We start from the raw sequence: 24,256 nt of genomic DNA on the forward strand, positions 1-24,256 counted from the left end.
AGGGAGTATGGCCCGATGGCCGATCGAGCCTTGATATAGGCATTTGGATGCCAAGCCGGCGAATTCGGCGCCTCCAATGAGCCGCGACCAGATGACACCCCGCGGAACTACGGATCCTGCCGTTACTTAACGGCGCCTTAGCCGCCGCCAGCTAGGTTCCCTGCATTTGCTGATTGTATTGGTGACCAGGATGCGGATCGGGAAGCTTTTCGCGCTGTCGATGCTGACGGTGACGGTTTTTGCAGTCATTCTCGGCACCCAGGTGCTGGTGCCCCAAGCGCGCATCTACACGAACCGCTCCGAGGCGATCAAGGCGGTCGACGCTTTCGGCGCAATTCTGGTGGTCAGCCAGTACGTTGCGGGTTATCGCGCGCCCTACATCTCGCCGATATTCCAGGAAAATCCGGCGACGCCGGCTCAGCTCGAGGCCTGCGCGAAGGCGTCGAAGGCCTCCGATACGGCCTTCGAGAATGCAAGGCGGGCCATCCTAGCGCTGGACGCCGCCGGACCGATGGCTGCCGATCTCGAGCGAGCTGCACGCCGGCTGAATGAGATTCGAACGGCGGCGGATCGCGCCATGGGCGTACCCCTGAGCGCACGCGATGGCGCCGCCATCAAGAACTTCCTGCCTGGCGTCGCCGAGATCATCGGCATTCTCGAGCCGATCATGAATCGCCTCGAAGCCGGCATCGCCACTTCCGATTCCTCGCTCTCGGCTTTGCTGAGCGTGGCCCGGACGGCGCAGGATCTGCGCGTCTCGGCCGGCGGCCGCGCCGCCACGCTGTCGCCCGCGCTGACCGCCCGCCGTCCGCTGACGATCGCCGAATTCTCTCTGATGGACCGGTTGCAGGGCCGCCTGGAGGCCGATCGCGAGCGCGTCGAGGCCGGCATCGATCAGCTCGGCAGTCCGCCCCGGATTGCCAGGGCGTTCAAGGACGCCATCGAGGCCTATTTCGGACATGCCGCCCTTGTGGTCGAGAAGGAGATGCCGGCGGCGCGCAGCGACGGCAAATACGGCCTCACCAACGATGACCTCGCGACCGCCGTGGTGCCGGCCGTGCAGATGTTCTTCGGCGTACGCGACGCGGCGCTGGCAGAGGCGACCGAACGGGCCACGGCGGCCCGCGACGGCGCGCTGGTGGTGCTTGCGCTGGCCGGCATTGCGGTGCTGGCGCTGCTCGGCACGCTCGCCGGAGTAACGGCGATGCTGCGCAGCCGGGTGGTGACGCCGCTTGCGAAGCTCGCCGGCGTGATCAGCACGCTTGCCGCCGGCAGGCACGAGGTCGAGATTCCCGCGACCGGGCGCAATGACGAGATCGGCCAGGTCGCCGGCTCGCTGCTGCTGTTCAAGGACTCGCTGATCGCCAAGGCCGCTGCCGACGATGCAGCTGCCGCAGAGGCCGAAGCGAAGCTCAAGCGCAGCCAGCGCATGGACCAGATCGCGCGTGAGTTCGAAGCCATGATCAGCGACGTGATCAACACCGTGTCCTCGGCGTCCGCCGAGCTGGAATCGTCCGCGGGAACGCTGACGAGCACGGCCGCGCAATCGGAAAAAATCACCGCAACCGTCGCAACCGCCTCCGAACAGGCCTCCACCAACGTGCAGACCGTCGCTGCGGCCGCGGAGGAAATGGCCTCGTCCGTCGACGAGATCAGCCGGCAGGTTCAGGACTCCGCGCGCATTGCCAGCGAAGCGGTGCAGCAGGCGGGGCGGACCAACGACCATGTCGGCGAGCTGGCCAAGGCGGCCGGGCGAATCGGGGACGTCGTCGAGCTCATCAGCCAGATTGCGGGCCAGACCAATCTCCTGGCGCTGAACGCGACCATCGAGGCGGCGCGCGCCGGCGAGGCCGGACGCGGCTTCGCGGTCGTCGCGTCCGAGGTCAAGGCACTCGCCGAGCAGACCGCGAAGGCCACCGGCGAGATCAGTCAGCAGATCAGCGGAATCCAGACGGCGACGCAGGATTCGGTCGGTGCGATCAAGGCGATCGGCGATACCATCACCCGCATGTCCGAGATCGCGTCGGCCATCGCCTCGGCGGTCGAGGAGCAAGGGGCGGCGACGCGGGAGATCTCGCGCAACGTGCAGCAGGCTTCGCGCGGCACCCAGCAGGTCTCCGCCAGCATCGTCGATGTGCAGCACGGCGCGAGCCAGACCGGATCGGCCTCGTCCAATGTGCTTGCGGCAGCCAAGTCGCTGTCCGGCGAGAGCAGCCGTCTCAAGCTCGAGGTCGGCCGGTTTCTCGACGCGATCCGGGCGGCATAGTGCATCACCGACCTTCGAAGATAGCCAAATCCGGTGGCCTGCCTTCAGGCTAGAACTCCGCGTGCAGGCGGCCCGAGAAGATCGACACTGGCCCACGATCCGCGTTGTAGGCGGGATTGACCACGAGCTGATAGTCGGCGGTCAGCACGACGCCCTTGATCACCGAATAGGCGTAGTAAGCCTCGAGGATACGCTCATTGCTGTAGTTGAGCTGTCCGTCGCCGATCAGGAGGCCGACGCCGCCGGCAGCCAGGAAATCGCGATGCGCGGCCGACAGGCCGTTGATCGCGCCGCCGATGCCGACCGTGTCGTCCGGACGCCCCCAGCTTCTGCCCTTGATCGACACGCCGCCCGACAGGCTGCGGTCGACGTCGGTGAAGTTCAGGATCTGGTTCTGACCGTCATTCCAGCTTGCGCGGGCAAACAGCCCGACGTCGGTGACGATCTGCTGCTCGAGATTGACATAGAAGCCGTATTTGAGCCGGGTGCGCTGGGTTGCGGCGACGATGTCGTTGATGTCGAGCGCCGGGTTCGCGGCGGCGAGGTCCACCACGTCGCGATAGTTGGCGGTGTTGCCGCTGTTGGCGAAGACGCCGAAGCGCAACTTGCCGGGCTGCTCGAGGATCGTATGACGCTCCTCGAACTCGACCACCGAGCCGCCGGTCTTGAAGGTGAGCACGTCGCTGTTGGGGGCCGACGGCACCTGGAACAGGCCGGCACGGATCGCCCAATCCTTGCGGTTGAGCTCGACCACGGCGCCGCGGGTGTAGCCCGGCAGATCCGCGGGGAAGTCGTACGCGGCGGACGCCCACATCGCCCAGTTCATGAAATCGGCGCGCGGGTCCTTTGCGTAGGAATTGCCGTCGAAGAAGTCGCCGACGGCGAAACGGCCGACGATCAGCGTGACGCGATCGATGTCGCGTTTTCCCGCGAGCTGGTTCGGGCCGTCATCGACCGTCTCCTGCTCGCCGCCGAGACCGAAGGTCTGCTTGAAATAGTAGCGCTGCGCGCGGATCTTCGGGAACGGCGCGCCGGCCTTCTGCGCCTCGCCGTTGGAGAAGCCGGCAAGTCCGAGCGTGCCGTTGATGCCAAAGCCCTGCGCGAGCTCGGGATTGAAGTAGAACTCGCCGCCGTCCCAGAGCCGCGCGCCGAGGAACGCCGTCGTCGTCCACGTCGCCTGAAACTGGCCGCCGCCGGGAAGGCTCTGCGGGCTCGCATAGGGCGAGTGGATCGGCCCGTAGCCTTGCGGCAGCACGGTTGTCTGGGCGTGGACGTTCCAGTCGTCGGATTCGGGGAGCCTGGTTTTTCCGTCAACCACGGGCATCCACGGCGTGTCGCCGAACTGGTAGTTCAGGCCGAGCTTGAACAGATGGATGCGCGGATCGACATTGACGCTGCCGAGGCCAAAGCCGCTGAGATCGTACGTCTTGCGCGACAGATCGACATAGTCGTATTCGGCCTTCGCAGTCCAATTGCCGCTGACGGCGTATTCGAGACCGAGGCCTGCCGTCCATCCCGCCTGATAGTGACCGACCGGAAACAACGGGGTCACGCCATCGCCGTCGTTGACGTTGATGCGGGTGTGACCCCACGCGAAGCCGCCGGTGACAAAGGGCATGAAGCGGTCGAAGGCATAGCCGATGCGGCCGCGCACGGTACCGACATAGTCGATCGTGGTATGAAAGGCTGCCGGTGAATTTGCGAGCGCCGGACCGTCGGCGGGACTCGGGAATGTGGAGTCGGCTTCGATCCCGAGCACCACGCGGTTTGCGAGCTGGCGGTTGTAGCCAAGCTGATAGCCGCCGGTGAGTCCGGTGGCGCTGTGCGGCAGCACCACGCCCTGCTCGGGCAGGGGATTGGTGCCGGGCCCGAAGCTCGCATCGCCATAGCCGAAATGGCCGCCGACATAGAAGCCGGTCCAGTCGTACACGGCCCTCGCTGCGGCGCGCGCCTTCAGCGGCAGGTCGGCGGCGAAGCTCGCACCCGGCAGGACCAGCACGCCGGTGGCGATCGCCGCCGCCGTCCGCAACAATTGCTGTCGGTAACCCCTCAACGTCAAAACGCACGCCCCCAAGACGCAAATATGCCCCAGCCACTCCGACATCCCTGCCGATTCGCGGCGATCCTGTCATCAGGTTCCGGCTGATCGCTCGATCCGACGAGATGATCCCGACGCAATGCGATTTCGCCCAAGCCACTGCACTTGCAGAGAACCTTATTGCTAGTAATTCGCAATAGCAACTGGGCTGGAATGTCGCACAAGATGGTTGGCATCCTTGTGTGACTGGACTGCAACAAATCCCCGGTCCTGAAAATGGATGACCCCGCCCGGGGGGGACGGCCGGGCGGGGTCGGGGGCACGACACGGGGTGGATGAGGCGCCCGTGTCGAACGCAGGATCCACGTGAGATCGGACCTCAGCTCGTCAAATCAGTAGCAAGTACGAACGCTGCCCAGGTAATGGCCGAAGGCGTCATACCGCGCGGACCAGCCGCAGCGGTGATAGCCGCCGTAATAGGGCTGGTTGCTGGCGGCGATCGCGGTGCCGACGACGGCGCAGTGGCGATGCCGACGCCCACACCCACGCCCCAGCCGAGCGGCTTGGCTTGGGCGGCCGATGTGGTGGAAGCGACGCCTGCGGTGACGGTGAGCGCCACGAGAACGACGGTGGCAATTTTGGTCTTGATCGACATTTCAAAACTCCATCCGGGTTGAGACAGTCCGTTGTGGCCCGCTTGCGGAGTTGGACGGAGGATTGCCGAAACCGGTTCGAACGCGGCCGGAGCGGTCGTCACGCCCGGCTCTTTTCTCAACAATTCCAAGAAGATGAAATCTAGCCCAGGGGACCCTTGGCGAGGCTCTTCACGTCGAAGTTATCAACCTCGGCCAGCAGCTCGCAGAAGGCGCGCGCGCCTTGGTCGATCAACTCTTCGCCCTTCCCGGCCATCGCCAGCGTTGCATTGCCGACGGCGCCGCTCGGGTTGAGATCCTGCGCTTGCCAGGCGAACGGCGCGGGTCGCTGCGTCGACAGCCAGCGATATCGTGCCTCCATTGCGATGCTGCTCGCAGGAAAATCCGCGATCGCATTTGCGCGCACCTGATCGGGATAGCGCGCCAGCATGATCGAGGTCTCGACGGCGCCGCCGTGGATGCCGTGACGCACCTCATCGGCCGGGAACAGCTTGTCCGCCCCCGACAGGCGTGACCAGGACGTCGTCACAACGAACAGTTTTTGATGCGCGCGCAGATCCTGCGCGACCAGCATCATCGCCGCGCTGTTGCCGCCATGGCTGGTGATGATGACGAGCTTCTTCACACCGCGTTTCGCGATGTCCTCGCCGATCGCGGTCCACTTCCTCAGCGCGACCTCGCTCGGCAGCGTCTGCGTGCCCGGATAGTCGATATGCTCGGTGGAAATCCCGATCCGCTCGACAGGCAGGAAACTGGCTGGAACACTCTCGGGTAAAAGCGCGCGCACGCGCGCCAGATAGGCGTCTGCGATCAGCACGTCGGTCTCGAGCGGCAGATGCGGGCCGTGCTGCTCGGTCGCCGCCAGTGGCAGCACCGCGATCCAGCGCGACGTGTCCGCAGGGCTCGCGTCAGCCCAGCGGATCTCGGTCCAGTCGCGGGAAGGCGTCATCAAGGTTTCTTTGCCCGAATTTGTCACGTAGTTTGGAGTTATCAGGGGACGCGGGCCCGGCCAGCCAGCGTCCCCGAACTTCTTGCGGTTTTATCGCGTTGTTTTCACATCGGCCAGCCATGATCGACGGAGTGCATTCATGAGCCCCTCCCATCTGCGACGAGCGTTAACGGCGGGCTTCATGGCCGCTTTGGTCTGGGGCGTCCCGGTGCGCGCCGAGACGCTGGACAAGGTCACGTTCGGCACCAATTGGGTCGCCGAGGCCGAGCATGGCGGCTTCTTCCAGGCGGTCGCCGACGGCACCTACAAGAAATACGGGCTCGACGTCACCATCGTTCCGGGTGGCCCGAACGAGAACAACCGGATGCTCCTGATCGCCGGCAAGATCGATTTCTTCATGGCCGCGAATACGCTGATGTCGTTCGACGCGGTCTCCAACAACGTCCCCGTCGTGACGATCGCCGCGATCTTCCAGAAGGATCCGCAGGTGATGCTGACGCAGCCGGACGCGAAGGTCACCAAGATCGAGGAATTGAAGCCGCTGACGCTGTTCGTCTCCAAGGAAGGTATGACCAGCTATTTCCAGTGGCTGAAGTCCGAATACGGCTTCAGTGAGAAAAACGTCCGCCCCTATAATTTCAATCCGCAGCCCTTCATCGCCAATCCCAAGAGCGCGATGCAGGGCTACGTTACCTCCGAGCCCTTCGCGGTCGAGAAGGCTGCCGGCTTCAAGCCCAACGTGCTGCTGCTTGCCGACAACGGCTTCAACACCTATTCGACCCTGATCGAGACCCGCCGCGACCTGGTCGATAAGAGAGCCGACCTCGTGCAGCGCTTCGTCGATGCCTCCATCGTCGGCTGGTACAATTACATCTACGGTGACAATTCCGCCGGCAATGCCATGATCAAGAAGCTCAATCCGGAGATGACCGACGAGCTGCTGGCCTATTCCGTCGCCAAGATGAAGCAATATGGCATCGTCGATTCCGGCGACAGCCTGAAGGACGGCATCGGCGCGATGAGCGACGATCGCTATACCTCCTTCTTCAACAAGATGGTGAAGGCCGGCGTCATCAAGCCCGATCTCGACTTCCGCAAATCCTACACATTACGCTTCGTCAACAAGGGCGTCGGCGCCGAGCTGCGCCCCGCCAAGCCGTAACCATGCAAATATCGAAGCGAGACGTGGCGGCGTCGTCCACCTCTCCCCGTCGGGGAGAGGTGAAAGACGTTGCTCGACCGTGCCCCGCAACGACCAACGATCAATGGTAGAGAGCAAAACTTCGTCCACGGTCGAGGCCGGCCTGACGGCGCTTGCCGTCAGCCTGCGCGGTGTGACGAAGGCTTATGACAACGGCGTCATGGCGCTCGGCCCGCTCGATCTCGCCGTGCGCAAGGGCGAGTTCATCTCGCTGCTCGGGCCCTCCGGCTGCGGCAAGTCGACGGCGCTGCGCCTGATCGCAGGCCTCAGCGCGCCGTCGTCCGGCACGATGCGGGTGGCGCGCCACGAGGGGCCGGTGCAGCCGGGCCATGGTATCGGCTTCGTGTTCCAGGAGCCGACCTTGATGCCCTGGACCAGCGTGCGCGAAAACGTGCGGCTGCCGCTCAAGCTTGGTGGCATCCCCAAGGCAGAGGGATGCGCGCGCGCCGATGCGGCGCTGTCCAGCGTCGGCCTCGCCGATTTCGCCGACGCCTTTCCGCGCGAATTGTCCGGTGGCATGAAGATGCGGGTGTCGCTGGCGCGCGCGCTCGTCACCGATCCCGACATTCTCCTGATGGATGAGCCGTTCGCGGCACTCGACGAGATCGCGCGCTTTCGCCTCAACAACGACCTGCTCGCGCTGTGGCGCGGCCTTCGCAAGACCGTCATCTTCGTCACCCATTCGGTGTTCGAATCCGTCTATCTGTCCCAGCGCGTCGTGGTGATGACGGCGCGACCCGGCCGCATCCAGGCCGATCTCCGCATCGAGACGGTCGAGCCGCGCGGCGAGGAGTTTCGTACCTCGGCCGCCTATTCCGATTATTGCCGGCGTGTGTCGGCCGCGCTGGCGCCGTCCTATTCGGGACAGTCGACGCTGTGAGCGCGCAAGCCCCCATCGCCACCAGGCCGTCCGGTGCGCAAAGCGCAGTGCGTTTCGTAGCGCCTGTCATCCTATGCGCATTGGGGCTCCTCGCCTGGGAACTCGTCGTCCGCGTCAAGGAGATCCCGCCTTACGTGTTGCCGGCGCCCTCGGCCATCGTCCTGACGCTGATCAGGGACTGGGCCGTGCTGTCACAATCGCTCGCCACCACGCTTCTGACGACGCTTGAAGGGTTTGTGGCGGCGAGCCTCGGCGGCATTGCGCTTGCGCTGTTGTTCAACCAGTCGAAATGGGTCGAATACTCGCTGTTCCCCTATGCCGTCGTGCTTCAGGTGACACCGGTGATCGCCATCGCGCCACTGCTCCTGATCTATCTGGAGCAGCAGACCGCGGTCGTCGTCTGCGCCTTCATCGTTGCCTTCTTCCCGGTGCTCTCAAACACCACGCTCGGGCTGAATTCGGTCGACCGCAACCTCGCCGGCCTGTTCCGGCTCTATGGCGCCTCGCCGCCTCAGACCCTGCGTTTCCTGAAGCTGCCCGCGGCGCTGCCCTATATCCTCGGCGGTCTGCGCATTGCCGGCGGGCTCTCGCTGATCGGCGCGGTGGTCGCGGAGATCGCAGCGGGAACGGCCGGTGCTGGCTCGGGGCTCGCCTACAGGATCGCCGAATCCGGCTACCGGTTGAACATACCCCGCATGTTCGCGGCGCTGCTTTTGTTGTCGCTGGCCGGGATTGTCATCTATGGGGTGCTGGCGCTAATTTCCCACCTCGTTTTACGGCGCTGGCATGAAAGCGCGCTTGGAAAGGACAACTGATGACCGCCGGTTCGATTTCGTCCGACAAGATCGATGTACTGATCTATGGGCCGGTGCGGCCGATCCTCGAAAACGGTTTCTCCGATCATTTCGTCGTCCACAAGGCCGAGACGCGCGGTGACCTCGAGCGGCTGACGCCGGCGATCCGCGACAAGATCCGCGGCGTGGCGGTGACCTATCACACGGTGCGCGCCGACAAGGATTCGCTGTCGCAACTGCCGAGGATCGAGATGGTGGCGAGCTTCGGCGTCGGCTACGACCACATCGACGCTAAATACGCGGCCGAGCACAACATCATCGTCACCAACACGCCGGACGTGCTGACCGAGGAGGTCGCCGACGTCGCGATGGGGCTGCTGATCTCCACCGTCCGCGAATTCGTCAAGGCCGACCGCTATGTGCGTTCCGGTCTCTGGCAGACGCAGAACTATCCCTTGAGCGTCGGCTCGCTGCGCGACCGCAAGGTCGGCATCGTCGGCATGGGGCGGATCGGCCAGGCGATCGCGCGCCGGCTTGATGCCTCGCTGGTGCCGGTGGTCTATCATTCGCGCAATCCGTCTAAGGACGTCTCCTACAAGCACTATCCCGATCTGATCGAGATGGCGAAGGCGGTGGACACGCTGATGGTGATCGTGCCGGGCGGCGCCTCGACCAACAAGATGGTCAACGCCGAAGTGCTCAAGGCGCTCGGCCCGCGCGGCGTGCTGATCAACGTGGCGCGCGGCTCTGTCGTCGACGAGCAGGCGCTGGTCCAGGCCTTGAAGAGCGGCACCATTCTCGCCGCCGGCCTCGACGTGTTCGCGGCCGAGCCCAACGTGCCGGACGAGCTCAAGGCCATGCAGAACGTGGTGCTGCTGCCGCATATCGGTTCGGCCTCGGTGGTGACGCGCAACGCCATGGACCAGCTCGTGGTCGACAATCTCAAGTCCTGGTTTGCCGGCAAGGCGCCGTTGACGCCGGTTGCGGAAACGCCGTTCAAGGGGCGCTGATGACCACGCTTCGGGTCGTCGCACTGCTGATCGCGGCATGTGCCGCCGCGATGACTCCTGCGCTCGCGCAGGATGCGACGACCCTGAAGAAGGAGATGGTCGGGCAGTGGGAGCTCTCGACCACCGAACGCAGCAAGACCTGCGTCGTCACGATGAAGGGCGATGTCGCCGCGCAGGGTTTCAAGCTCGAGCTGGAGCCGGCCTGCAAGACCGCGCTACCCTTCACCAAGGACATCGTCGCCTGGAGCGTCAAGGGCCTCGACATCGTCCGCTTGCAGGATGCGACCGGGGAATCCGTGATCGACTTCACCGAGGTCGAGGCCGGCATTTTCGAGGGCCTGCGGCAGGGCGAGGGCGTCTACATCCTGCAAGACCTCGCCGCCGCCCGTTCGATGGCCAAGTCGATGGACCAGATGATCGGCGACTGGGCCATGGTGCGCGGCAACGGCCAGCCGATCTGCGGATTGACGCTGACCAACACGGAAGCCGAGCAGGACAATTTCCAGGTCTTCCTCAAGCCGAAATGCGATGCCGCGATCGCCCAGTTCAACCCGACGCAATGGCGGCTCGAGCGCGGCCAGATCATCCTGATGTCCAAATCCGGCGAGGTCTGGCAGTTCGAGGCCGACGACAACGCGCAATGGCGGCGCGTCCCTGACACCGCCGATCCGCTGATCATGTTGCGTCAATAGGCGCCGGCCTTTGCGCAGGTCGCTTCTATGCCGCCGCCCGCGGCGACGCCTTGGACATCGCCATCATGTCCTTGCGATACTCGCTCCGGTGCATCGTCCGCACCTCGACGTTTTTGAAGTGGCGTTCCTTGGCGCGTGAGCCGTAGATCTCGTGCGCGGATTTTCCGTTGCTCACGATCTGATAGCCGTTCTTGAGGGTCTGGAAGGGACGCTTGACCTTCTTGAGATGGTCGAACTGCACTGCGCCGGGCTTGTGCCAGGACTCGAAGAAGGCCGGATGCACGAAGTCGCTGACTTCGATTCCGTCGATTGAATAGATTTCTTCCTCGACCGCGTCGCACATCTCATAGGCGTAGAACTTGCCGTCGTCGCTCTGGGCCCAGAGCTGGGCACCGGGATCGATCAGCATTTCCAGAAGCTCATGCGACGCCGTTGTGCTGACCTTCTCGCCGGCCGAGATCGTGGTCTTGACGAACACCTTGGAGACCGGCTGACCGTTCTTGGTGAGATCGTGATAGCCGAGCGCGTCGGCTTCGTCGGCATCGTCGAGGAAGACCACCTGCCACTCGCCGGGCCTGGCCTTCTTGGCGACGTACAGCTTGGCCGGATATCCCCATATCGGAACGAAGTCGCGTTGAAGCTGCTTGGTCAGGGCTGCGACCAGCTTGGTCAGGTCGACGCCCAGAGGCGTCCTGGACATATTCACGAAGGCGATCGTTGGAAACTGTCCCTGATTGAATGCAGCGGCTCTGATGACCATGCGATCCTCCAAATTGTGTGCTCTAAAATGAAGCTCGATTGTGCAGGCCTGGATGTGCAGGCCTGGATGTGTAGGTGTGGATTGGCTTCGGTCGGAATCCAAAACGGCGCCGTCGCAGGGCCCATTCGCAGGGCCCATTCGCAATGGCTCTGCACTTCAGGTCGGCCAATTCAGCCGGCCCATGGCGAGCGCCGCCCGCAATCCGCAACAGAAAATCATATTGGTAGTGGCAATAAGTATAACGACTATAGGTAGCGCCGCTGCTGGCTGTCAAGTGACACGTCATCAGCCTGCCTGTGGCGTACCAGCTCAAACTGCTGCGGTCACCCGCGTCGGCATCGGCTGCCCCGCAAGAGCCGGCGCAACGTCGTTTTCAAACGTCTTCAACGGCGCGCCGATCGCCTGGTGCATGTCGAGATATTTGTAGGAACCGAGGCGGCCGCCGTCCCCATGGCGCGTCAGGCTGCAAGGGCCGGATTGCGCTGGCATCACATCTCAACCGGCGCTATGACGGGCGCCTGAACAGGGAGGATTCGGAATGCTTCGAGGTTTTGGAATTGCGGCATGCCTGACCGTGGCCATGGCGATCCCGGCCCATGACGCGGTGGCGCAGGACGCTGTCGGCGGCGCCATCATCGGCGGTGTCGGCGGAGCGATCCTGGGTGGTGCGCTCGGCGGTGGCCGTGGCGCCGCGATCGGTGCGGTCGTCGGTGCCGGCACGGGTGCCGCCATCGCTTCCGAAGGCGAGCGCCGCCGCTCGGGTTATTACGCGTATCAGCGCGGCTGCTACATGCAGCGCCCGGACGGCCGCTACGTCCCGGTCGATCCGCGATACTGCTACTGAGCGACCGTCGCATTGACGCCGGCATCGGACGGCCTCGCCCCTAGGCGGTAAGCACCAAGTTGGCCCGAATATATTCGCCCGGAGCCTGCCCTACTTCTCTGCGGAAAGCCGTGTTGAAGGCGCTAGCGGATTGATAACCGACCGTCGCGGCAACGACGTCCTGCGGCAATCGCTTCCTCTGGAGGATATCCTTGGCAACGGCCATCCTCCATTTGGTGAGATAAGTCATCGGAGGCATACCGACGAGACGGCTGAAGCGCTCGCTAAAGGCTGTCCGTGACAGGTGTGCCTCCTCTGCCAGCGATGCGACGCTCCAGGGGCGTGCAACATCGGCGTGAAGGCTTGTCAGTGCCCGCCCGACCCGGTCGTCCGCCAGACCGTTAAGGAGACCGGGGCGCGCCGAGGCATCGCCTTGTTCGGATCTGTAGCGCAACGCCTCGATCAGCATGACTTCGATCAAGCGCTGGATAATGAGGTCGCGTCCGGGTCGCTGGTCGAGCGCTTCGCCCCGCAGCGAGCCAAGTGTATCGGCAATCCGGCGCGCGGTGTTGTCGGCGCATTTGACATGAATCAGTGCTGGCAGGATCTGCGTCAGCATTTCCGAGTTGGGTGCGCCGAACCGAAAATACCCGCCGAGGAGCCGGAAATCGGGCGTGCCGGTCTTGGGACCGAGCTGGGTCTCCGCGAGAATCGCGGCCGCCGGACAAGCCTGCATATCATCAGGTTCGACATCGGGATCGCTTGCGATCACGAAGCCCGGGCCGGTCGGCAATAGCGTGAAATCCCCTTCGCTCAGTTCGACAGGCTCGCAACCGTCAGCCCGGAAATGGCATTTGCCGGTCACCACGACACCAAAGCCGGGGATGCCGGAGCGGGCATAGCGGGCGGCCCAGCAGCCCGAGCCACTCACCAGTTTTGATACAACGGTTTGAGGCCGCATCAACGCGACAAGGGAAGACAGCGGATCCATTCCGTACGATCTCCAAAGAAATGCGGACGCACAATTATAGGAAGTCCTGCCGCGGATAGCTAGTTTCCATCCCAGTCTCACGAGGATGGCAACGCATGAAAACGGTTCTGATCACTGGTAGCTCGTCGGGTTTCGGCAAGGCGACCGCACAACTTTTCCTCGCCAACGGGTGGAACGTCATTGCGACAATGCGCCAGCCTCAAGACGGCCTCTTCGCCGCAAGCTCGAATAATCTGCGCGTGGCCGCGCTCGACGTGACCGATGCGCGGAGCATTCGGATGGCTGTCAGCGAGGCGGTCAATGCTTTCGACGGCGTCGATGTCCTCGTCAACAATGCCGGCTTCGGAGCTTTCTTGCCGCTCGAAACGACCTCGGATGAGCTGACCCGCCGCTTGTTTGAAACCAACACGCTTGGCACCATCGCAATGGTCCATGCCATCGTGCCGCATATGCGTCAGCGCGGTTCGGGCACCATCGTCAACGTGACATCCAGCGTCGTCTTCAATCCCTCGCCACTGGTCTCCGTGTATACCGCCACCAAAACAGCTGTCGAGGGCTTCTCGGAGGCGCTTCATTATGAGCTCGCGCCGTTCGGCATCCACGTGAAGTTGGTGGAGCCTGGCTACGGACCGGACACGAAGTTCCGAACGAGCATGATGGCGTTCAACGATGCGAACTCGTTTCCGGCACCTTACCAGCCGCTGCTGGACGCCCGGATGAGCAATCTCCCCGAGGCCACAACATCTCTCGAAGACGTCGCCAATGCGGTGTTTCGGGCGGCGAACGATACCGGTGCAACCCTCCGTTATCCGGCCGGACCCGACTCGGTCGCCAGCGCGAAGATGCGTGCCGGATTGAGCGAAGATGATTTCCTGGCGTCGAAACGCGGGGCCTATGCAGTGCCGCGGCAGTAGTCCTCGAACGCTCGTCGTCGCTCGCCGGACGCGCAGTGTTCCGGCGACGATGCGGCCCGTTTCAGGAATGCGGAAGCAAAGCGTTGCTGCTCAACCCTTGATCGGCTCCTCCGGCATGACCTGGCGCAGCGGCTCCGGGGAGATCGATATCTGGCCGGTAAAGGGGCGGTCATGCGCGTCGATCAGCACGGGCAAATTGTGCAGCCAATCGCTCATGCTGTTTCTGCTACGTGATTCGCAGACTTAAATCAGCCGCATCCCTCGCATGCCCGTTTCTGCCGACGATGATGTGATCGTGCACGGCAATCCCGAGCGGCTTTCACCCCGGGCGACACTTCAATTCAGGATTTCGATCGGTGGGGTCAACCGGCGGTATCGAGTGTACGGACGGCCTCACGTAGATAATTGAGGACTTTGCTTCGCATGTCTTTGGCGCTCATTTGCGATGTGTGGGCACTCACGCACACCGCATAGCGACGACCAACCCGTGCATTGCGAACGGGCATGGCCATTGAGACCAAGCCGTTCTCGATCTCCTGATCGACAAGGCTGTATCCACTGCGTTGGATCTCCTTCACCACAGCTATGAGGCGCTTGGGGTCCGTTTCGGTTTTCGGCGTGAGCGGCTTGGTGCGCTTGCTGCGTATAATCCGCACCATTTCGGCGTCCGGCAGGCCACTCAGAATTGCGCGGCCCATTGAAGTGCAAAAGGCCGGCAGGCGGTTTCCGATTTCTGAACGGATCGTCACCAACTGATCGGCCGGAGCTCTGGCGACGATCACGATTTCTTCGCCGTCGAGCACCGACATCAAAGCTGACAGTCCCGATTTCGACCTGAGCTCGCGCAGAACAGGCTCCGCGAGCTGAACAATCGTTTGCGACGACAGATAGGCATATCCCAGCCGCAGGACACGCGGTGTGAGATCGAAGGTATGCCCGTCAAAATCGGCGTAGCCTGACGCCACCAGGCTGCGCAGGACCCGCCGGGCAGTCGCCTTTGTCGTGGAGACCGCCTCCGCGACCTCGGTGATAGAGAGCCGCCTCCGCCGTTCCGAGAAAATCTCGATAACTGCCAGACCTCTGATGAAAGAGGATAGCTGTTCTTTATCTCGGCCTTCCGGCGTTGGATTGTCCATTCATAAGTCCTTGTCGCGCCCTCATACGAAATGTGCAGATCGATCACAACCGACATTGACAAGGTAGATCTCGTAACTGTAGGTTCGCTAAATAACACATAGTTCGTATAGCGAACCAATGAAATCTGATTCTTGCGGGGACGATGTTCGCGAGCGGCAAAAAGCAAAGCCTGAAAAAACGACGTCTCTGATGGCCTTTGCCGTGCTCGCTGCAGGTCCCCTGATCGGTTGTCTCTACATGTTTGCGATCCGCGAGACATCGTCGGCGGTCACGAGAATTCCCGGGCGACGACGACAATGATGACAAGGAGAACCGCATGATCAAGATCAACGTGATGTACCCGTACACCGAAGGCGCGCGCTTCGACCACGCCTACTACCGCGACCGGCACATGCCGTTGGTGAAGGCCAGGCTGGGCAGTGCCTGCGCCTACTACACCGTCGAAAAAGGCCTGGCCGGCAGAGCGCCCGGTGCATCGCTCACCGGTGCACCGCCCGCCTACGTGGCAATGTGCGCCTTCATCTGTGATTCGGCCGAAAGCTTCCAGGCCGCCATGCAGAAGCATGGCGCCGAGATCCTGGGCGACATCCCCAACTACACCGACATCGCGCCGGTGCTCCAGTTCAGCGAGGTCGTCGTCGAGCGGTCGGATCGTTGAACGCACCGGATCGAGTCTGACGCACCCGGGCGCGTGGTATCGACCAAAAGCAGTCGTGACAAACTCGTCGTCATCAATCAGCGCCGGGTCGCCTGGTGATGGCGGTCAAACTGGCGACCGACCGGGCATCCTCAGATCAGCCGCATTCCCCTTAAGCTCGCGTGTCCGCTCTTGCCGACGATGATGTGATCGTGCACGGCAATGCCGAGCGGTTTTGCGATCTCGATGATGGCCTTGCTAAGTTTGAAGATCGACGAAATATGTCGTCGTGGTTCATTGTGCAGGCATGATTTACGATAGTACTTCTGGAATAGCCGACCCGTGCTCAATAAGATTCGCGAGAAGACCATAGTCCGAATCGCTTGAGGTTCGCAGCACGTTGACGAGCGCTGATCGCGCGCTCGATTTGGCTAGCATAGTAAAAGTTTCGCGGTGCTGTCCCCAGCTCTGTCTTAGGTGCCCCGGCGGAACGGTATCAATCCATCGCGCTAGCGCACCGACAAGTTCGTCATGGCGTTGCATGCGACACAGGAGGGCGAGCCTAGTATTTAGGAAGAAATGCGAGTTGGGCTCCATAGACAACGCCCGATCAATGAGCCGCAAGCCCAAATCGAGATTGGCGCTGTAGAGAAAGGAGTCCCAAGCTAGGTGATTAAGGTCATCGGCAAGTGTGACGCTGCCCATCAATTCCGCCTGCAACTCCCGGGCGCGGTCAGCATTGCCAAATTGCGCCTCAATAGCTATTAGCCAAAAAGTGCACTCGTTTCTCTGCTCTTGTGCAAGTAAGAAGGATTGGTTGTGCACTCTCGCGAGAATGACTCGGGCAGATCGCTCGCGATTCGGAAGCTGCGTAAGGAGGAAATAGCCGTATTTTAGTAGTGCGTCCAAATTGCGGCTGTTAGCCAAGACTGCTTTGCGGAGAATAGATCTCCTCTTCTCTTTATCGACTGGCATATGTTGGATTGCGTCGATTAGCGTATTCCATGCCCAATCGAAATCTGGATGCAGCTGTACGACCTCTTCGAGAAGTCGCAACTGTTCTTGCCATTTTCCTTCGTGATATAAGTTGTGCGCTATGAATAATTTTCCTTCCACTAGATCCGGATCGAGTTCGATTGCCCTTTCATAAGCTGCATTTGATTCTGAATACATCCTAAGATTGTGAAGCAGTTTGCCATAGTCCAACCAGGCTGCACCAGCTCGCGAATTTTCTAAACCTCCAAACCGACGCAAGTTCTCGATTGCCCTCTGTGCAACATCCTGCTGGTCTTGATTGATGCTGTAACTCGCAGCTAATCTGAGATACGTCGATATCACCTGCTCGCGGTTTGGAACGTCTTCCATGAAATAGGACAGGGCGTTTTCGAGATTTGCCAAAGCCGATCGTTGCTCCTCCCTCCTTATTTCTTTTTTGGCGCTTCCAAGGTCGGCGCCCTGGTTTAGATCGTCAGCCGCTGCTGCCTCGATTCCGATTACCAGACTCCAGCATGCTTGTATGGCCGGAGGCCATTTTTCTACGTTAGCATGCCGTAACAAGGACAACCCATTGGGACTGCTCCCCAGCCAGTATGCGCTTGGCGCCTGTTCGAGTTCGGCAACAGCGTTTAGCGGTAAACGTGATTGGTCCTCTGAGCGATGCCACTCCAGAAGTGAGCCGCGTCCTTCGTCTCCAAACCGAATTCGTCTGACGGAGGGGTCGGCTAGATGAAGTATTGCAGCTTGCAGTCTCGCTTCAAAAGCTCCGTCTGGGTCGCGCCAAACTAGAAGTGAAGCATAGGTGGTGAGCCAGGCGTAAAGACTCACTACGGATTTTAATGCCTCGTCCTTTTTGCGAAGCAAGAGATCAGTCGATCGTTCGAGAACCGATGCGAGAAGCGTATGAGGTTGCTGCCGCCAAGCTTCGCGGAAAAACATCGCGGGTTCGGGCTGCACACTTCCGCCATCAATGAACTCTATTTGTTGTCCGAGCTCAATCAGCCGATTCCTGCGCTCTTGCTTGCCGCCCCACCAGAGTTCTTGGAGTTGCTCAACATAGCCACCATCTGTCAAGGTTAGGAAAATGACATCACGTAGAGCAACATCGTCGCCTTGTCGTCGCTCGAGGTGAAGCAAGAATCGCGCAGCAACCCTTCCAATGATATGCTGCGCCAATTGGCTTTTGCTTAACAAAGGTTCTGGAGTACCCAAATCAGTGAGCAGTGAAGGCAAGTCGGCCGGATCGTCCAGCATGGCCAAGATTAGGGCGACGGCCATTGGTACTCCAAGAGTAGCAGCGATGATCTGATCGGCCATCTGAGGGGTCATTTGTGCGGCCGTCGGTAACTTCTCTAGCATCTCCCAAACGTCGGAACGCGTGAACCTGACGTTGCTTGCAAATTGCTCGGGTTTAAGCCGATCCCTCAACGTCTCGGTCCATCCCGAGAACGCGCGGTGAGGCGATCGATGGTCGGGCTCGAAGCGGCTCGCAACAACTACAAGCAAACGTGCGCCATGGTTGAATAGTTGGTCGAACAATCGAAGCAGGTTCCAGTCCAATCGCCAGGAGAGGACTTCGAGCGTGTCGAGGAAGAGAACGATCTCTTTGCGCTCCAATGTAGGCACTACTGCCGCGACAAGGTGATCGATCAGGTAGTTGCTAGGGTCTGAGACTGCCGGGGGCTCGCTGAAATCCAAGCCCCTAATCCAGCGCGATAGCGTTCCGTCCCACGCCGTCAGATCGAAGTGTTCTTCTTGGCTTCGCCTGATTGACCGCAGCTGTACGAGTACCTTCCGTACAAGGGGCTGTTCATTTAGCAGGCTCAGTAGTAACTCGCATTCTTGGTCACGCAACAGTTCGTCCTCTGTTCTGAGGTGATCGGACTGTTGAGCTGGCATTACGGGATAGGCATCAGACGGTTGCGCCAGCATCAACGAGATCAGGCGCTCGACCGTAACATCGAAGCGACGTTCGAGCTTTGCGCGTCGTGCCTCCTGAGTTCGGACCGCGGTGCTCGCTGCATGATATGCCTCGAACCCATCCGCGCTGAATGCGCTGACGAATGCGTGCGCAATAGCGTCGAGTACGTCAACGACCGTGCGCGGTTGATCGGTCAGTGGTGCTCGATGGCGGTTCGTTCGGTCGTCCCAGTCGATTAAGTGGTTCTCGATACCATCAGGTATGTCGAGCATAGCGCGTCGAAGGAAAAAACTTTTGCCCATGCCGCCCATGCCGTGAACCCAATAGACGCCACTGCGGCCGGCGCGTAAGCGTTGTATGAGCTCACTGATTTCTTGTCGGTAGCGAACTCGGCCAACAAATTGCCGAGATATCTGTTCCCGAAAATCCTCATCAGTTGCCCTCGTTCTGGTTGACTTCACGGGAGAGGGGGGAGATACCCCTGTCGTGGCTTTTAGAGGACTTGGTGCGGCGAGTTGGTGTTTGATGGCCCAATCTACTAATCTTCTGTGACTCTCGTCGGACAGGTTGGAAGGCTTAACAATACTGCTATGTGACGCATCGTATATTCGGTACCACTCGGGCCAATATCGAGTCGCGGATGCTTCTGAAACGATCGTGGGAAAGAACGGTATGATTCCTCGTGTCTCTACGAGGCTCACTCCAGTTAGCTGAAATCCTTTCTGCTCGGCGATGAACCTTCTAAAGTCACGATCAAGCCTCACCAGGCCTGTTCCTCCCCAAGCTAGTGCGCTGAGCTGTTGGTACCTTAAAGCCCATGCGATGGGAGCGGCGAGATTGGCCCAAATCGATCCCCAACTTGGAGACCCGCAGAGAATAACACCGACCTGTTTATCCTTGAAGACGTCCTTTTCCGACAGGAGAAGCTGGCGGACGACAATGCCTCCCTGGCTGTGACAGACGAAGACTATCTTCGACCTGTCGAGCGGCGGATTCGGATTTCCAGCATCCCGTAGACCTAGCATCACATGCTGTGCGGCGTCGTACACATCGAACTTGCCTGCCGCAGGACCTGCTGGATAGCCCGATACAAAGACGGAGGGATGGCCGAGCCGACTTTCTTCGGCGACCATCGACGGCCAGTACGTTCGTGTCTTTTTATTTAGCCAGCAAGAATCGCTTGATGAATTAATCCCATGCACGAAGACAAATATTGTGACAGGTGAGGTCCTACTAATCCATTGGGTTTCCATCGTGCAAAATTCCGTCACTAAGAATTCAATCGAAATGAGAACTAACCAGTAGCGACGCCATGCGACATGTTCTCCGCATACCCCGGGGCCGCCCGCTGCAATTTGGGCGCCGATAGGGAGCCGTCGCGTCGTGTTGACCATTGTGACGCAACCTATGGTTAGAAGGCAAGGAGAGGTTGCGCCGAGCGCGAATGGGCCATTCTCTGCCGATCTTCCACCGGCAGGGGGCAGGTCCTATGGGAACCGCAAAGCACCCTAAATCAGCCGCATCCCGCGCAGGCTCGCGTGTCCGCTCTTGCCGACGATGATGTGATCGTGCACGGCAATGCCGAGTGGTTTTGCGATGTCGATGATGGCCTTGGTCATCTGGATGTCGGCCTGCGAGGGCGAGGGATCGCCTGAGGGGTGGTTGTGAACCAGGATGAGCGCGGTCGCCGATAGCTCCAGCGCGCGCTTGACCACCTCGCGCGGATAGACCGGCGTGTGGTCGACGGTGCCGGTCTGCTGCACCTCGTCGGCGATCAGCTGGTTGCGCTTGTCGAGGAAGAGCAGCCGAAACTGCTCCTTGTCGGCAAACGCCATGCTGGTGCGGCAATAGTCGATTACCTCGTTCCAGGACGACAGCGCGTTGCGGCCGTTGACCTCGCCCTTGGCGACGCGCTGTGCGGCCGCCGCGATCAGCTTGAGCTGGTTGATGGCGGCTTCGCCGACGCCGTCGATCTCGCGCAGCCGCACCACCGGCGCATGGACGACCTCGGCGAACGAGCCGAACGTCTTGATCAGCGTTTTCGCCAGCGGCTTGGTGTCGCGCCGGGGCAGCGCCGGAAACAGCGCCATCTCCAGCAGCTCATAGTCGCTGAGCGCATCCGCGCCGGCGCTGTAGAAGCGCTCGCGCAGCCGCTCGCGATGGCCGAGATAGTGCGGCGTGTCCTCAGGCCCAGTCTTGTCGTGGTCCGTCTTGGCTGGCATTGCGCGCGCAGCATCGCCGCCGGGCGCCGCCATTGCAACCGCCAATTGAGGCGTCGCTCACTGCGAGCGCTTCAACCCCGGCACCAGCGCCGCCAGCCGGTCCTTGATCTGACGGCCGAACATCGGCCCGCCCATGCCTCCGGGCGGCGGGCCAGGGGGCATGCCAGTCGGCGGACCGCTGCGCAGGCCCGGCGGAGGTGGCGGCGGGCCGACACGCCCGACGGTGGCGTTGGCGCGGCGGTCGACGCCGAGCGTCAGGGTCGCGACATAGCGGTCGCGCTCCTCCTTCACTGCACAGAAGGCGCGATGCTCGGGGTCGGAGCGTTCGATGACGTGATCGTTGGCGTTGATCACCATGCGCTGGCGCGCGCGGTCGCCGTAATCGGGCACGTTGGTGTAGATGAACTCGTTCAGCGCGTCGGGCAGGAAGGTCTGTCCGGTCAGCACGTTGCGATCGCTCAAAAACACCTTGAAATGGATGTGCGTGGTGCGGCCGTCGTACCAGCCGGGATAGATGGTGTTGAAGGTGACCCAGCCGGAATCGTCGGTCGTCTGCGTGCCGCGCAGAAATGTGTTGCTGGTCGCATCGATATTGTGCGCGTCGCCCTGGCCGGCGAACGCCGAGTAAAGCCCCTTGGCGTCGCAATGCCAGATATCGACCCGCGCGCCATGGATCGCCGTGCACGTGCCTGCCTCGATCACGCGCAGTCGCAGGGTCAGCGGCACGCCCGCCTTGCCCTCGGCGACGTCGGACCGGACGAGCTTTGGGTCGGAATAGAACGGCCCTTCCTCCGCCTGCGGCGTCAGGATGCAGGCAGGCTCGCTTGCAGTTGCCGCAGGCTCGGAAGCCGCCTCTGCGCGGGTTTGCAGCAGACCCGCAGCGCTGACCGAAACGAACCCAAGGAAGCCGCGGCGCGTCGACGTGCTCACTTTGTCTCTCCTGCCTGTCCGAAGAGACATCGTCATCGGCAAGCAGCATGGCAAGATCGGGCCGCGAAGGTGACGATGGTCGGTCGATCTGTTTCCGATCGTGTCGCAATCGCTCAGGCCGTCGCGGGCTTCTGCGTCGCGATAGACTTGGTCGCCTCGATGCCCGGCTCGAAATCCAGATATTCGGGCGGCCGGCGTGCCAGGCGCGCCCGCTTGATGCCCGCCTTCACGAATTCCTCGATATGAGCGGGAACGAGGTGCAGGCGGCCAAAATCGCGGGTCAGGGTCTGTCGCAGCCGGCGTCGCGTCAATTCGTCGTTGACGCCGAAGCGGTCGAGATACAGCTCGAGAATGCGCAGCTTGTCCTCGTCGCTGGGATAGCCCATGCGGATATGCGCATCGAAACGCCCGGCTCGTTTTGCGAGCGCTTCGTCGATGGCCTCGGGATGGTTGGTCGTGGCGATCGTGATGATGTCGTCATAGGCCGAGCCGCCGGACAGAACCTGAAGCAGCTCACCGGTGACGTCGTCCTTGTTCGTGCCCGCATAGGGATTCTGCCTGCTCTTGGTCATGAGATCGAGATCTTCGAGAATGACGACGGCCGGAGCCAGCGTCTGCGCCAGATGGTAGACTGCGCGGATGTGTTCGACCGCCTCGACGATCAGAATTGTGGCCTCACCGGCGACGTCGTTGACGAAGCACTCGATCGCCGTCGATTTTCCGTCGCCGGGCGGGCCCGACAGCAGCAGTCCGCGCCGGATGCTGAGGCCTTCGGCCTTCAACATGTCGCGGTTGCGGATCGACGCGGCGATGAAATCGAGCTCGCGCCGGGCATGCTCGTGCGGGACGATATCGGCCCAGGAGCGATCCGACATGCGCGAGCGGACGGTGCGCAGGTCGCGGTTGATGAGCACCACCCTGCCTTTGAACGGGGTCGATTCGCGCAGCAATTGGCGAACCAGCGAGACAACGGCCGCCTCGTCCTGCTCGCGATAGATCAATCCGACGCTGTCCAGCGGATTCTGGCCGTAGGAACGGCGCTCGGCCATCTGAACGACAAGCATGAACTGCGCGCCGGTTTCCGGGACCGTGCCGCGGAAGACGCTGCGTGGACGTATCACCTGCAACTCGCCGTCGATGGTGAGTGTGACCTTGTTGGGGCGCCAGGCCGGGATCACGGCGTTGCGCTCGGCCGAGCCGAGGCCGGGAAGCTCGCTCAACCACATCCAGCCGGGAATGTCGGCCAGCTTCCGGGTCAGGATCGCGATCGTGGCATCGTCGGTCGAAAGCGAGAGCGTGCTCGGGTCCTTGCCGCCGCAGAAGATGCGGAACAGGGTCGAATAGCCGATCTGCGGCGTCGCCGAACGTTTGATCTGCTTGTGCTGGGCCACGATGTAGCCAAGGGCGGCCGACATGGTCGCAAAGCCCTTGATGGTGTCTTCCGGTATCTCGGCGAGCAACTGGTCCCGGAGCGTCAACGATGCCGCGGCGGATTCGGCGTAGAGCTTCTTGATCAGCGGATCGCTGGCAACGGCGGCCCCTTCGCTGACTTCATAGACGCCGTAAACAAACTCGCCGTCCGCGTCGGTGCCATAGACTGTGGCCGTCACGTTGAGCGAGGATGCGAGGATCTCGGCGGTCTTGCGGGCCTCGGTCACCCCCTTGACCAGCCGCTCCTCGATCACCGGCTTGCCGGCGATCTCCGAATTGCAGCGAACCGCGTATTTCTGGCCCGTCGACGAACGTTCCTGCTCAACCTTGAACCACATGTCCCGCGGACCTCCAGCGCGCCGGCTGCCTCCGGCGCCGACGTTTCCCTATCAGACAACTTTTGCGTGTTCCAGAGCGGGCAGTCGATCGCGATGCCGCGGCCGGGCGCGGCAAAGGAGGTGGTGAAAAAAACTGGCGCCGGCTGTCTTCATGCCCCGGTCTCGTTCGTCTCTCCGTCGTTGGCCCGCCGCGTGGCGGGCCGTGCTTCCGCAAAAGGAGAACATCGATGTCTCGGACCAAGCCTGCCTCATCGCGTCGTGCCGTCGTGGCCACCGGCCTGGGCGCCGGCGTCTTGCTCGCCGCACAAGCGGTTCCGTCCTACAGCCAGAACAGGAGTTCGAAAACGGAGGCGACCATTCGCCCCGGCAGTGACATCGTGACCCTCGTCAACGTCTTCACGGTCGATCCGGACAACCAGCAAAAGCTGGTGCAGCTGTTGAAGGAGGGCACCGAGTCGTTTTTCAGCAAGCAGCCCGGATTCATCTCGTCCAGCGTCCACGCCAGCAAGGAGGGCAAGCGTGCGATCAACTACTCGCAATGGGCAAGCGCAGGCGACATCGAGAATTTCCGCAAGGATCCGAGATTTGCGCCGTACATCCAGAGCCTTGCCGCGCTGTCGAAGGCTGAGACGATCCTGTGCGAGGTCGTCGAGGTCAATCACGCCTGATCTTG

The 24,256-nt window shown here is 61.8% G+C and carries 21 protein-coding genes and 2 pseudogenes; 10 read left to right on the forward strand and 13 right to left on the reverse strand.

What is annotated here, in order from left to right; all coding sequences use genetic code 11:
• Nucleotides 1–190 precede the first annotated feature (190 nt).
• Nucleotides 191–2,266, forward strand: coding sequence for a methyl-accepting chemotaxis protein (locus IC761_RS03620; RefSeq protein ID WP_195801934.1), 2,076 nt, complete (start codon nt 191–193; stop codon nt 2,264–2,266).
• Nucleotides 2,267–2,315: 49 nt separating this feature from the next.
• Here IC761_RS03620 and IC761_RS03625 read toward each other — a convergent pair whose 3' ends face one another.
• The 3 genes and pseudogenes from IC761_RS03625 to IC761_RS03635 form a co-directional block, all read right to left on the reverse strand.
• A complete protein-coding gene (locus IC761_RS03625) occupies nt 2,316–4,325 on the reverse strand; it encodes a carbohydrate porin (RefSeq protein ID WP_438265081.1) in 2,010 nt (669 codons plus the stop codon).
• Nucleotides 4,326–4,696: 371 nt separating this feature from the next.
• A pseudogene (locus tag IC761_RS03630) lies at nt 4,697–4,959 on the reverse strand (hypothetical protein).
• A gap of 140 nt (nt 4,960–5,099) precedes the next feature.
• Nucleotides 5,100–5,906, reverse strand: a complete 807-nt coding sequence (locus IC761_RS03635) for a creatininase family protein (protein WP_195801936.1) — start codon at nt 5,904–5,906, stop codon at nt 5,100–5,102.
• Between the two features lie 139 nt (nt 5,907–6,045).
• On the opposite strand from IC761_RS03635, the gene IC761_RS03640 reads away from it, so the two are divergent.
• From IC761_RS03640 to IC761_RS03660, 5 genes are all read left to right on the forward strand, one after another.
• Nucleotides 6,046–7,068, forward strand: a complete 1,023-nt coding sequence (locus tag IC761_RS03640; protein WP_195801937.1) for an ABC transporter substrate-binding protein — start codon at nt 6,046–6,048, stop codon at nt 7,066–7,068.
• A gap of 103 nt (nt 7,069–7,171) precedes the next feature.
• Nucleotides 7,172–7,987: an ABC transporter ATP-binding protein gene (locus tag IC761_RS03645; protein WP_195801938.1), complete on the forward strand. Its 816-nt coding sequence runs from the start codon at nt 7,172–7,174 to the stop codon at nt 7,985–7,987.
• Entirely contained in the window at nt 7,984–8,802 is an 819-nt protein-coding gene (locus IC761_RS03650; RefSeq protein ID WP_195801939.1) for an ABC transporter permease, read from the forward strand. Before IC761_RS03645 ends, IC761_RS03650 begins: the two co-directional genes overlap by 4 nt.
• Nucleotides 8,802–9,791, forward strand: a complete 990-nt coding sequence (locus IC761_RS03655) for a 2-hydroxyacid dehydrogenase (RefSeq protein ID WP_195801940.1) — start codon at nt 8,802–8,804, stop codon at nt 9,789–9,791. The genes IC761_RS03650 and IC761_RS03655 overlap by 1 nt, the downstream gene beginning before the upstream one ends.
• The gene (locus IC761_RS03660; protein WP_195801941.1) at nt 9,791–10,483 is read left to right on the forward strand and encodes an AprI/Inh family metalloprotease inhibitor; all 693 of its coding nucleotides are present in this window, start codon (nt 9,791–9,793) and stop codon (nt 10,481–10,483) included. The genes IC761_RS03655 and IC761_RS03660 overlap by 1 nt, the downstream gene beginning before the upstream one ends.
• Nucleotides 10,484–10,508: 25 nt before the next feature.
• Here IC761_RS03660 and IC761_RS03665 read toward each other — a convergent pair whose 3' ends face one another.
• Nucleotides 10,509–11,243 (reverse strand): hypothetical protein, encoded by a 735-nt coding sequence (locus tag IC761_RS03665; RefSeq protein ID WP_195801942.1) that lies wholly within the window; start codon nt 11,241–11,243, stop codon nt 10,509–10,511.
• 309 nt (nt 11,244–11,552) lie between these two features.
• Nucleotides 11,553–11,732: a hypothetical protein gene (locus tag IC761_RS03670; RefSeq protein ID WP_210338514.1), complete on the reverse strand. Its 180-nt coding sequence runs from the start codon at nt 11,730–11,732 to the stop codon at nt 11,553–11,555.
• A 49-nt stretch (nt 11,733–11,781) separates the two neighbouring features.
• On the opposite strand from IC761_RS03670, the gene IC761_RS03675 reads away from it, so the two are divergent.
• A complete protein-coding gene (locus IC761_RS03675) occupies nt 11,782–12,087 on the forward strand; it encodes a YMGG-like glycine zipper-containing protein (RefSeq protein WP_195801943.1) in 306 nt (101 codons plus the stop codon).
• A gap of 40 nt (nt 12,088–12,127) precedes the next feature.
• On the opposite strand, the gene IC761_RS03680 is transcribed toward IC761_RS03675, so the two are convergent.
• Nucleotides 12,128–13,057 carry an AraC family transcriptional regulator gene (locus tag IC761_RS03680; protein WP_195801944.1) on the reverse strand — a complete coding sequence of 310 codons (930 nt, stop codon included), beginning with the start codon at nt 13,055–13,057 and terminating at the stop codon, nt 12,128–12,130.
• Between the two features lie 95 nt (nt 13,058–13,152).
• Here IC761_RS03680 and IC761_RS03685 point away from each other — a divergent pair, with 95 nt between their 5' ends.
• A complete protein-coding gene (locus tag IC761_RS03685; RefSeq protein ID WP_195801945.1) occupies nt 13,153–13,971 on the forward strand; it encodes an SDR family oxidoreductase in 819 nt (272 codons plus the stop codon).
• 90 nt (nt 13,972–14,061) lie between these two features.
• On the opposite strand, the gene IC761_RS36055 is transcribed toward IC761_RS03685, so the two are convergent.
• Both IC761_RS36055 and IC761_RS03690 read right to left on the reverse strand, forming a co-directional pair.
• Nucleotides 14,062–14,187 (reverse strand): hypothetical protein, encoded by a 126-nt coding sequence (locus tag IC761_RS36055; RefSeq protein ID WP_283814486.1) that lies wholly within the window; start codon nt 14,185–14,187, stop codon nt 14,062–14,064.
• 146 nt (nt 14,188–14,333) lie between these two features.
• Nucleotides 14,334–15,107: an IclR family transcriptional regulator domain-containing protein gene (locus tag IC761_RS03690; protein ID WP_195801946.1), complete on the reverse strand. Its 774-nt coding sequence runs from the start codon at nt 15,105–15,107 to the stop codon at nt 14,334–14,336.
• A gap of 317 nt (nt 15,108–15,424) precedes the next feature.
• On the opposite strand from IC761_RS03690, the gene IC761_RS03695 reads away from it, so the two are divergent.
• A complete protein-coding gene (locus tag IC761_RS03695) occupies nt 15,425–15,766 on the forward strand; it encodes an EthD family reductase (protein ID WP_195801947.1) in 342 nt (113 codons plus the stop codon).
• Nucleotides 15,767–15,897: 131 nt separating this feature from the next.
• Here the strand turns inward: IC761_RS03695 and IC761_RS35780 are convergent.
• The 5 genes and pseudogenes from IC761_RS35780 to IC761_RS03720 all read right to left on the reverse strand — a co-directional run.
• Nucleotides 15,898–16,005: pseudogene (locus IC761_RS35780) on the reverse strand (JAB domain-containing protein); the annotation flags it as partial.
• A 52-nt stretch (nt 16,006–16,057) separates the two neighbouring features.
• A complete protein-coding gene (locus IC761_RS03705) occupies nt 16,058–20,056 on the reverse strand; it encodes an alpha/beta fold hydrolase (RefSeq protein WP_195801949.1) in 3,999 nt (1,332 codons plus the stop codon).
• 114 nt (nt 20,057–20,170) lie between these two features.
• Nucleotides 20,171–20,884 carry a RadC family protein gene (radC, locus tag IC761_RS03710; protein WP_195801950.1) on the reverse strand — a complete coding sequence of 238 codons (714 nt, stop codon included), beginning with the start codon at nt 20,882–20,884 and terminating at the stop codon, nt 20,171–20,173.
• A 57-nt stretch (nt 20,885–20,941) separates the two neighbouring features.
• A complete protein-coding gene (locus IC761_RS03715) occupies nt 20,942–21,814 on the reverse strand; it encodes an intradiol ring-cleavage dioxygenase (protein ID WP_195801951.1) in 873 nt (290 codons plus the stop codon).
• Nucleotides 21,815–21,927: 113 nt separating this feature from the next.
• Nucleotides 21,928–23,583 (reverse strand): ATP-binding protein, encoded by a 1,656-nt coding sequence (locus IC761_RS03720; protein WP_195801952.1) that lies wholly within the window; start codon nt 23,581–23,583, stop codon nt 21,928–21,930.
• Nucleotides 23,584–23,810: 227 nt separating this feature from the next.
• Between IC761_RS03720 and IC761_RS03725 the strand changes: the two genes are divergently transcribed.
• The gene (locus tag IC761_RS03725) at nt 23,811–24,251 is read left to right on the forward strand and encodes an antibiotic biosynthesis monooxygenase family protein (protein WP_195801953.1); all 441 of its coding nucleotides are present in this window, start codon (nt 23,811–23,813) and stop codon (nt 24,249–24,251) included.
• The last annotated feature ends 5 nt before the right edge of the window (nt 24,252–24,256 follow it).

It is taken from the genome of Bradyrhizobium commune, from assembly GCF_015624505.1.
GTDB classification, from domain to species: domain Bacteria; phylum Pseudomonadota; class Alphaproteobacteria; order Rhizobiales; family Xanthobacteraceae; genus Bradyrhizobium; species Bradyrhizobium commune.

Excerpts from the sequence above, each read along its gene's own strand:
- IC761_RS03620 (WP_195801934.1), top strand. The coding sequence starts at position 191 with ATGCGGATCGGGAAGCTTTTCGCGCTGTCGATGCTGACGGTGACGGTT.
- IC761_RS03635 (WP_195801936.1), bottom strand. The coding sequence starts at position 5,906 with ATGACGCCTTCCCGCGACTGGACCGAGATCCGCTGGGCTGACGCGAGC.
- IC761_RS03640 (WP_195801937.1), top strand. The coding sequence starts at position 6,046 with ATGAGCCCCTCCCATCTGCGACGAGCGTTAACGGCGGGCTTCATGGCC.
- IC761_RS03645 (WP_195801938.1), top strand. The coding sequence starts at position 7,172 with ATGGTAGAGAGCAAAACTTCGTCCACGGTCGAGGCCGGCCTGACGGCG.
- IC761_RS03655 (WP_195801940.1), top strand. The coding sequence starts at position 8,802 with ATGACCGCCGGTTCGATTTCGTCCGACAAGATCGATGTACTGATCTAT.
- IC761_RS03660 (WP_195801941.1), top strand. The coding sequence starts at position 9,791 with ATGACCACGCTTCGGGTCGTCGCACTGCTGATCGCGGCATGTGCCGCC.
- IC761_RS03665 (WP_195801942.1), bottom strand. The coding sequence starts at position 11,243 with ATGGTCATCAGAGCCGCTGCATTCAATCAGGGACAGTTTCCAACGATC.
- IC761_RS03670 (WP_210338514.1), bottom strand. The coding sequence starts at position 11,732 with ATGCCAGCGCAATCCGGCCCTTGCAGCCTGACGCGCCATGGGGACGGC.
- IC761_RS03675 (WP_195801943.1), top strand. The coding sequence starts at position 11,782 with ATGCTTCGAGGTTTTGGAATTGCGGCATGCCTGACCGTGGCCATGGCG.
- IC761_RS03680 (WP_195801944.1), bottom strand. The coding sequence starts at position 13,057 with ATGGATCCGCTGTCTTCCCTTGTCGCGTTGATGCGGCCTCAAACCGTT.
- IC761_RS03685 (WP_195801945.1), top strand. The coding sequence starts at position 13,153 with ATGAAAACGGTTCTGATCACTGGTAGCTCGTCGGGTTTCGGCAAGGCG.
- IC761_RS36055 (WP_283814486.1), bottom strand. The coding sequence starts at position 14,187 with ATGAGCGATTGGCTGCACAATTTGCCCGTGCTGATCGACGCGCATGAC.
- IC761_RS03690 (WP_195801946.1), bottom strand. The coding sequence starts at position 15,107 with ATGGACAATCCAACGCCGGAAGGCCGAGATAAAGAACAGCTATCCTCT.
- IC761_RS03695 (WP_195801947.1), top strand. The coding sequence starts at position 15,425 with ATGATCAAGATCAACGTGATGTACCCGTACACCGAAGGCGCGCGCTTC.
- IC761_RS03705 (WP_195801949.1), bottom strand. The coding sequence starts at position 20,056 with ATGGTCAACACGACGCGACGGCTCCCTATCGGCGCCCAAATTGCAGCG.
- radC (WP_195801950.1), bottom strand. The coding sequence starts at position 20,884 with ATGCCAGCCAAGACGGACCACGACAAGACTGGGCCTGAGGACACGCCG.
- IC761_RS03720 (WP_195801952.1), bottom strand. The coding sequence starts at position 23,583 with ATGTGGTTCAAGGTTGAGCAGGAACGTTCGTCGACGGGCCAGAAATAC.
- IC761_RS03725 (WP_195801953.1), top strand. The coding sequence starts at position 23,811 with ATGTCTCGGACCAAGCCTGCCTCATCGCGTCGTGCCGTCGTGGCCACC.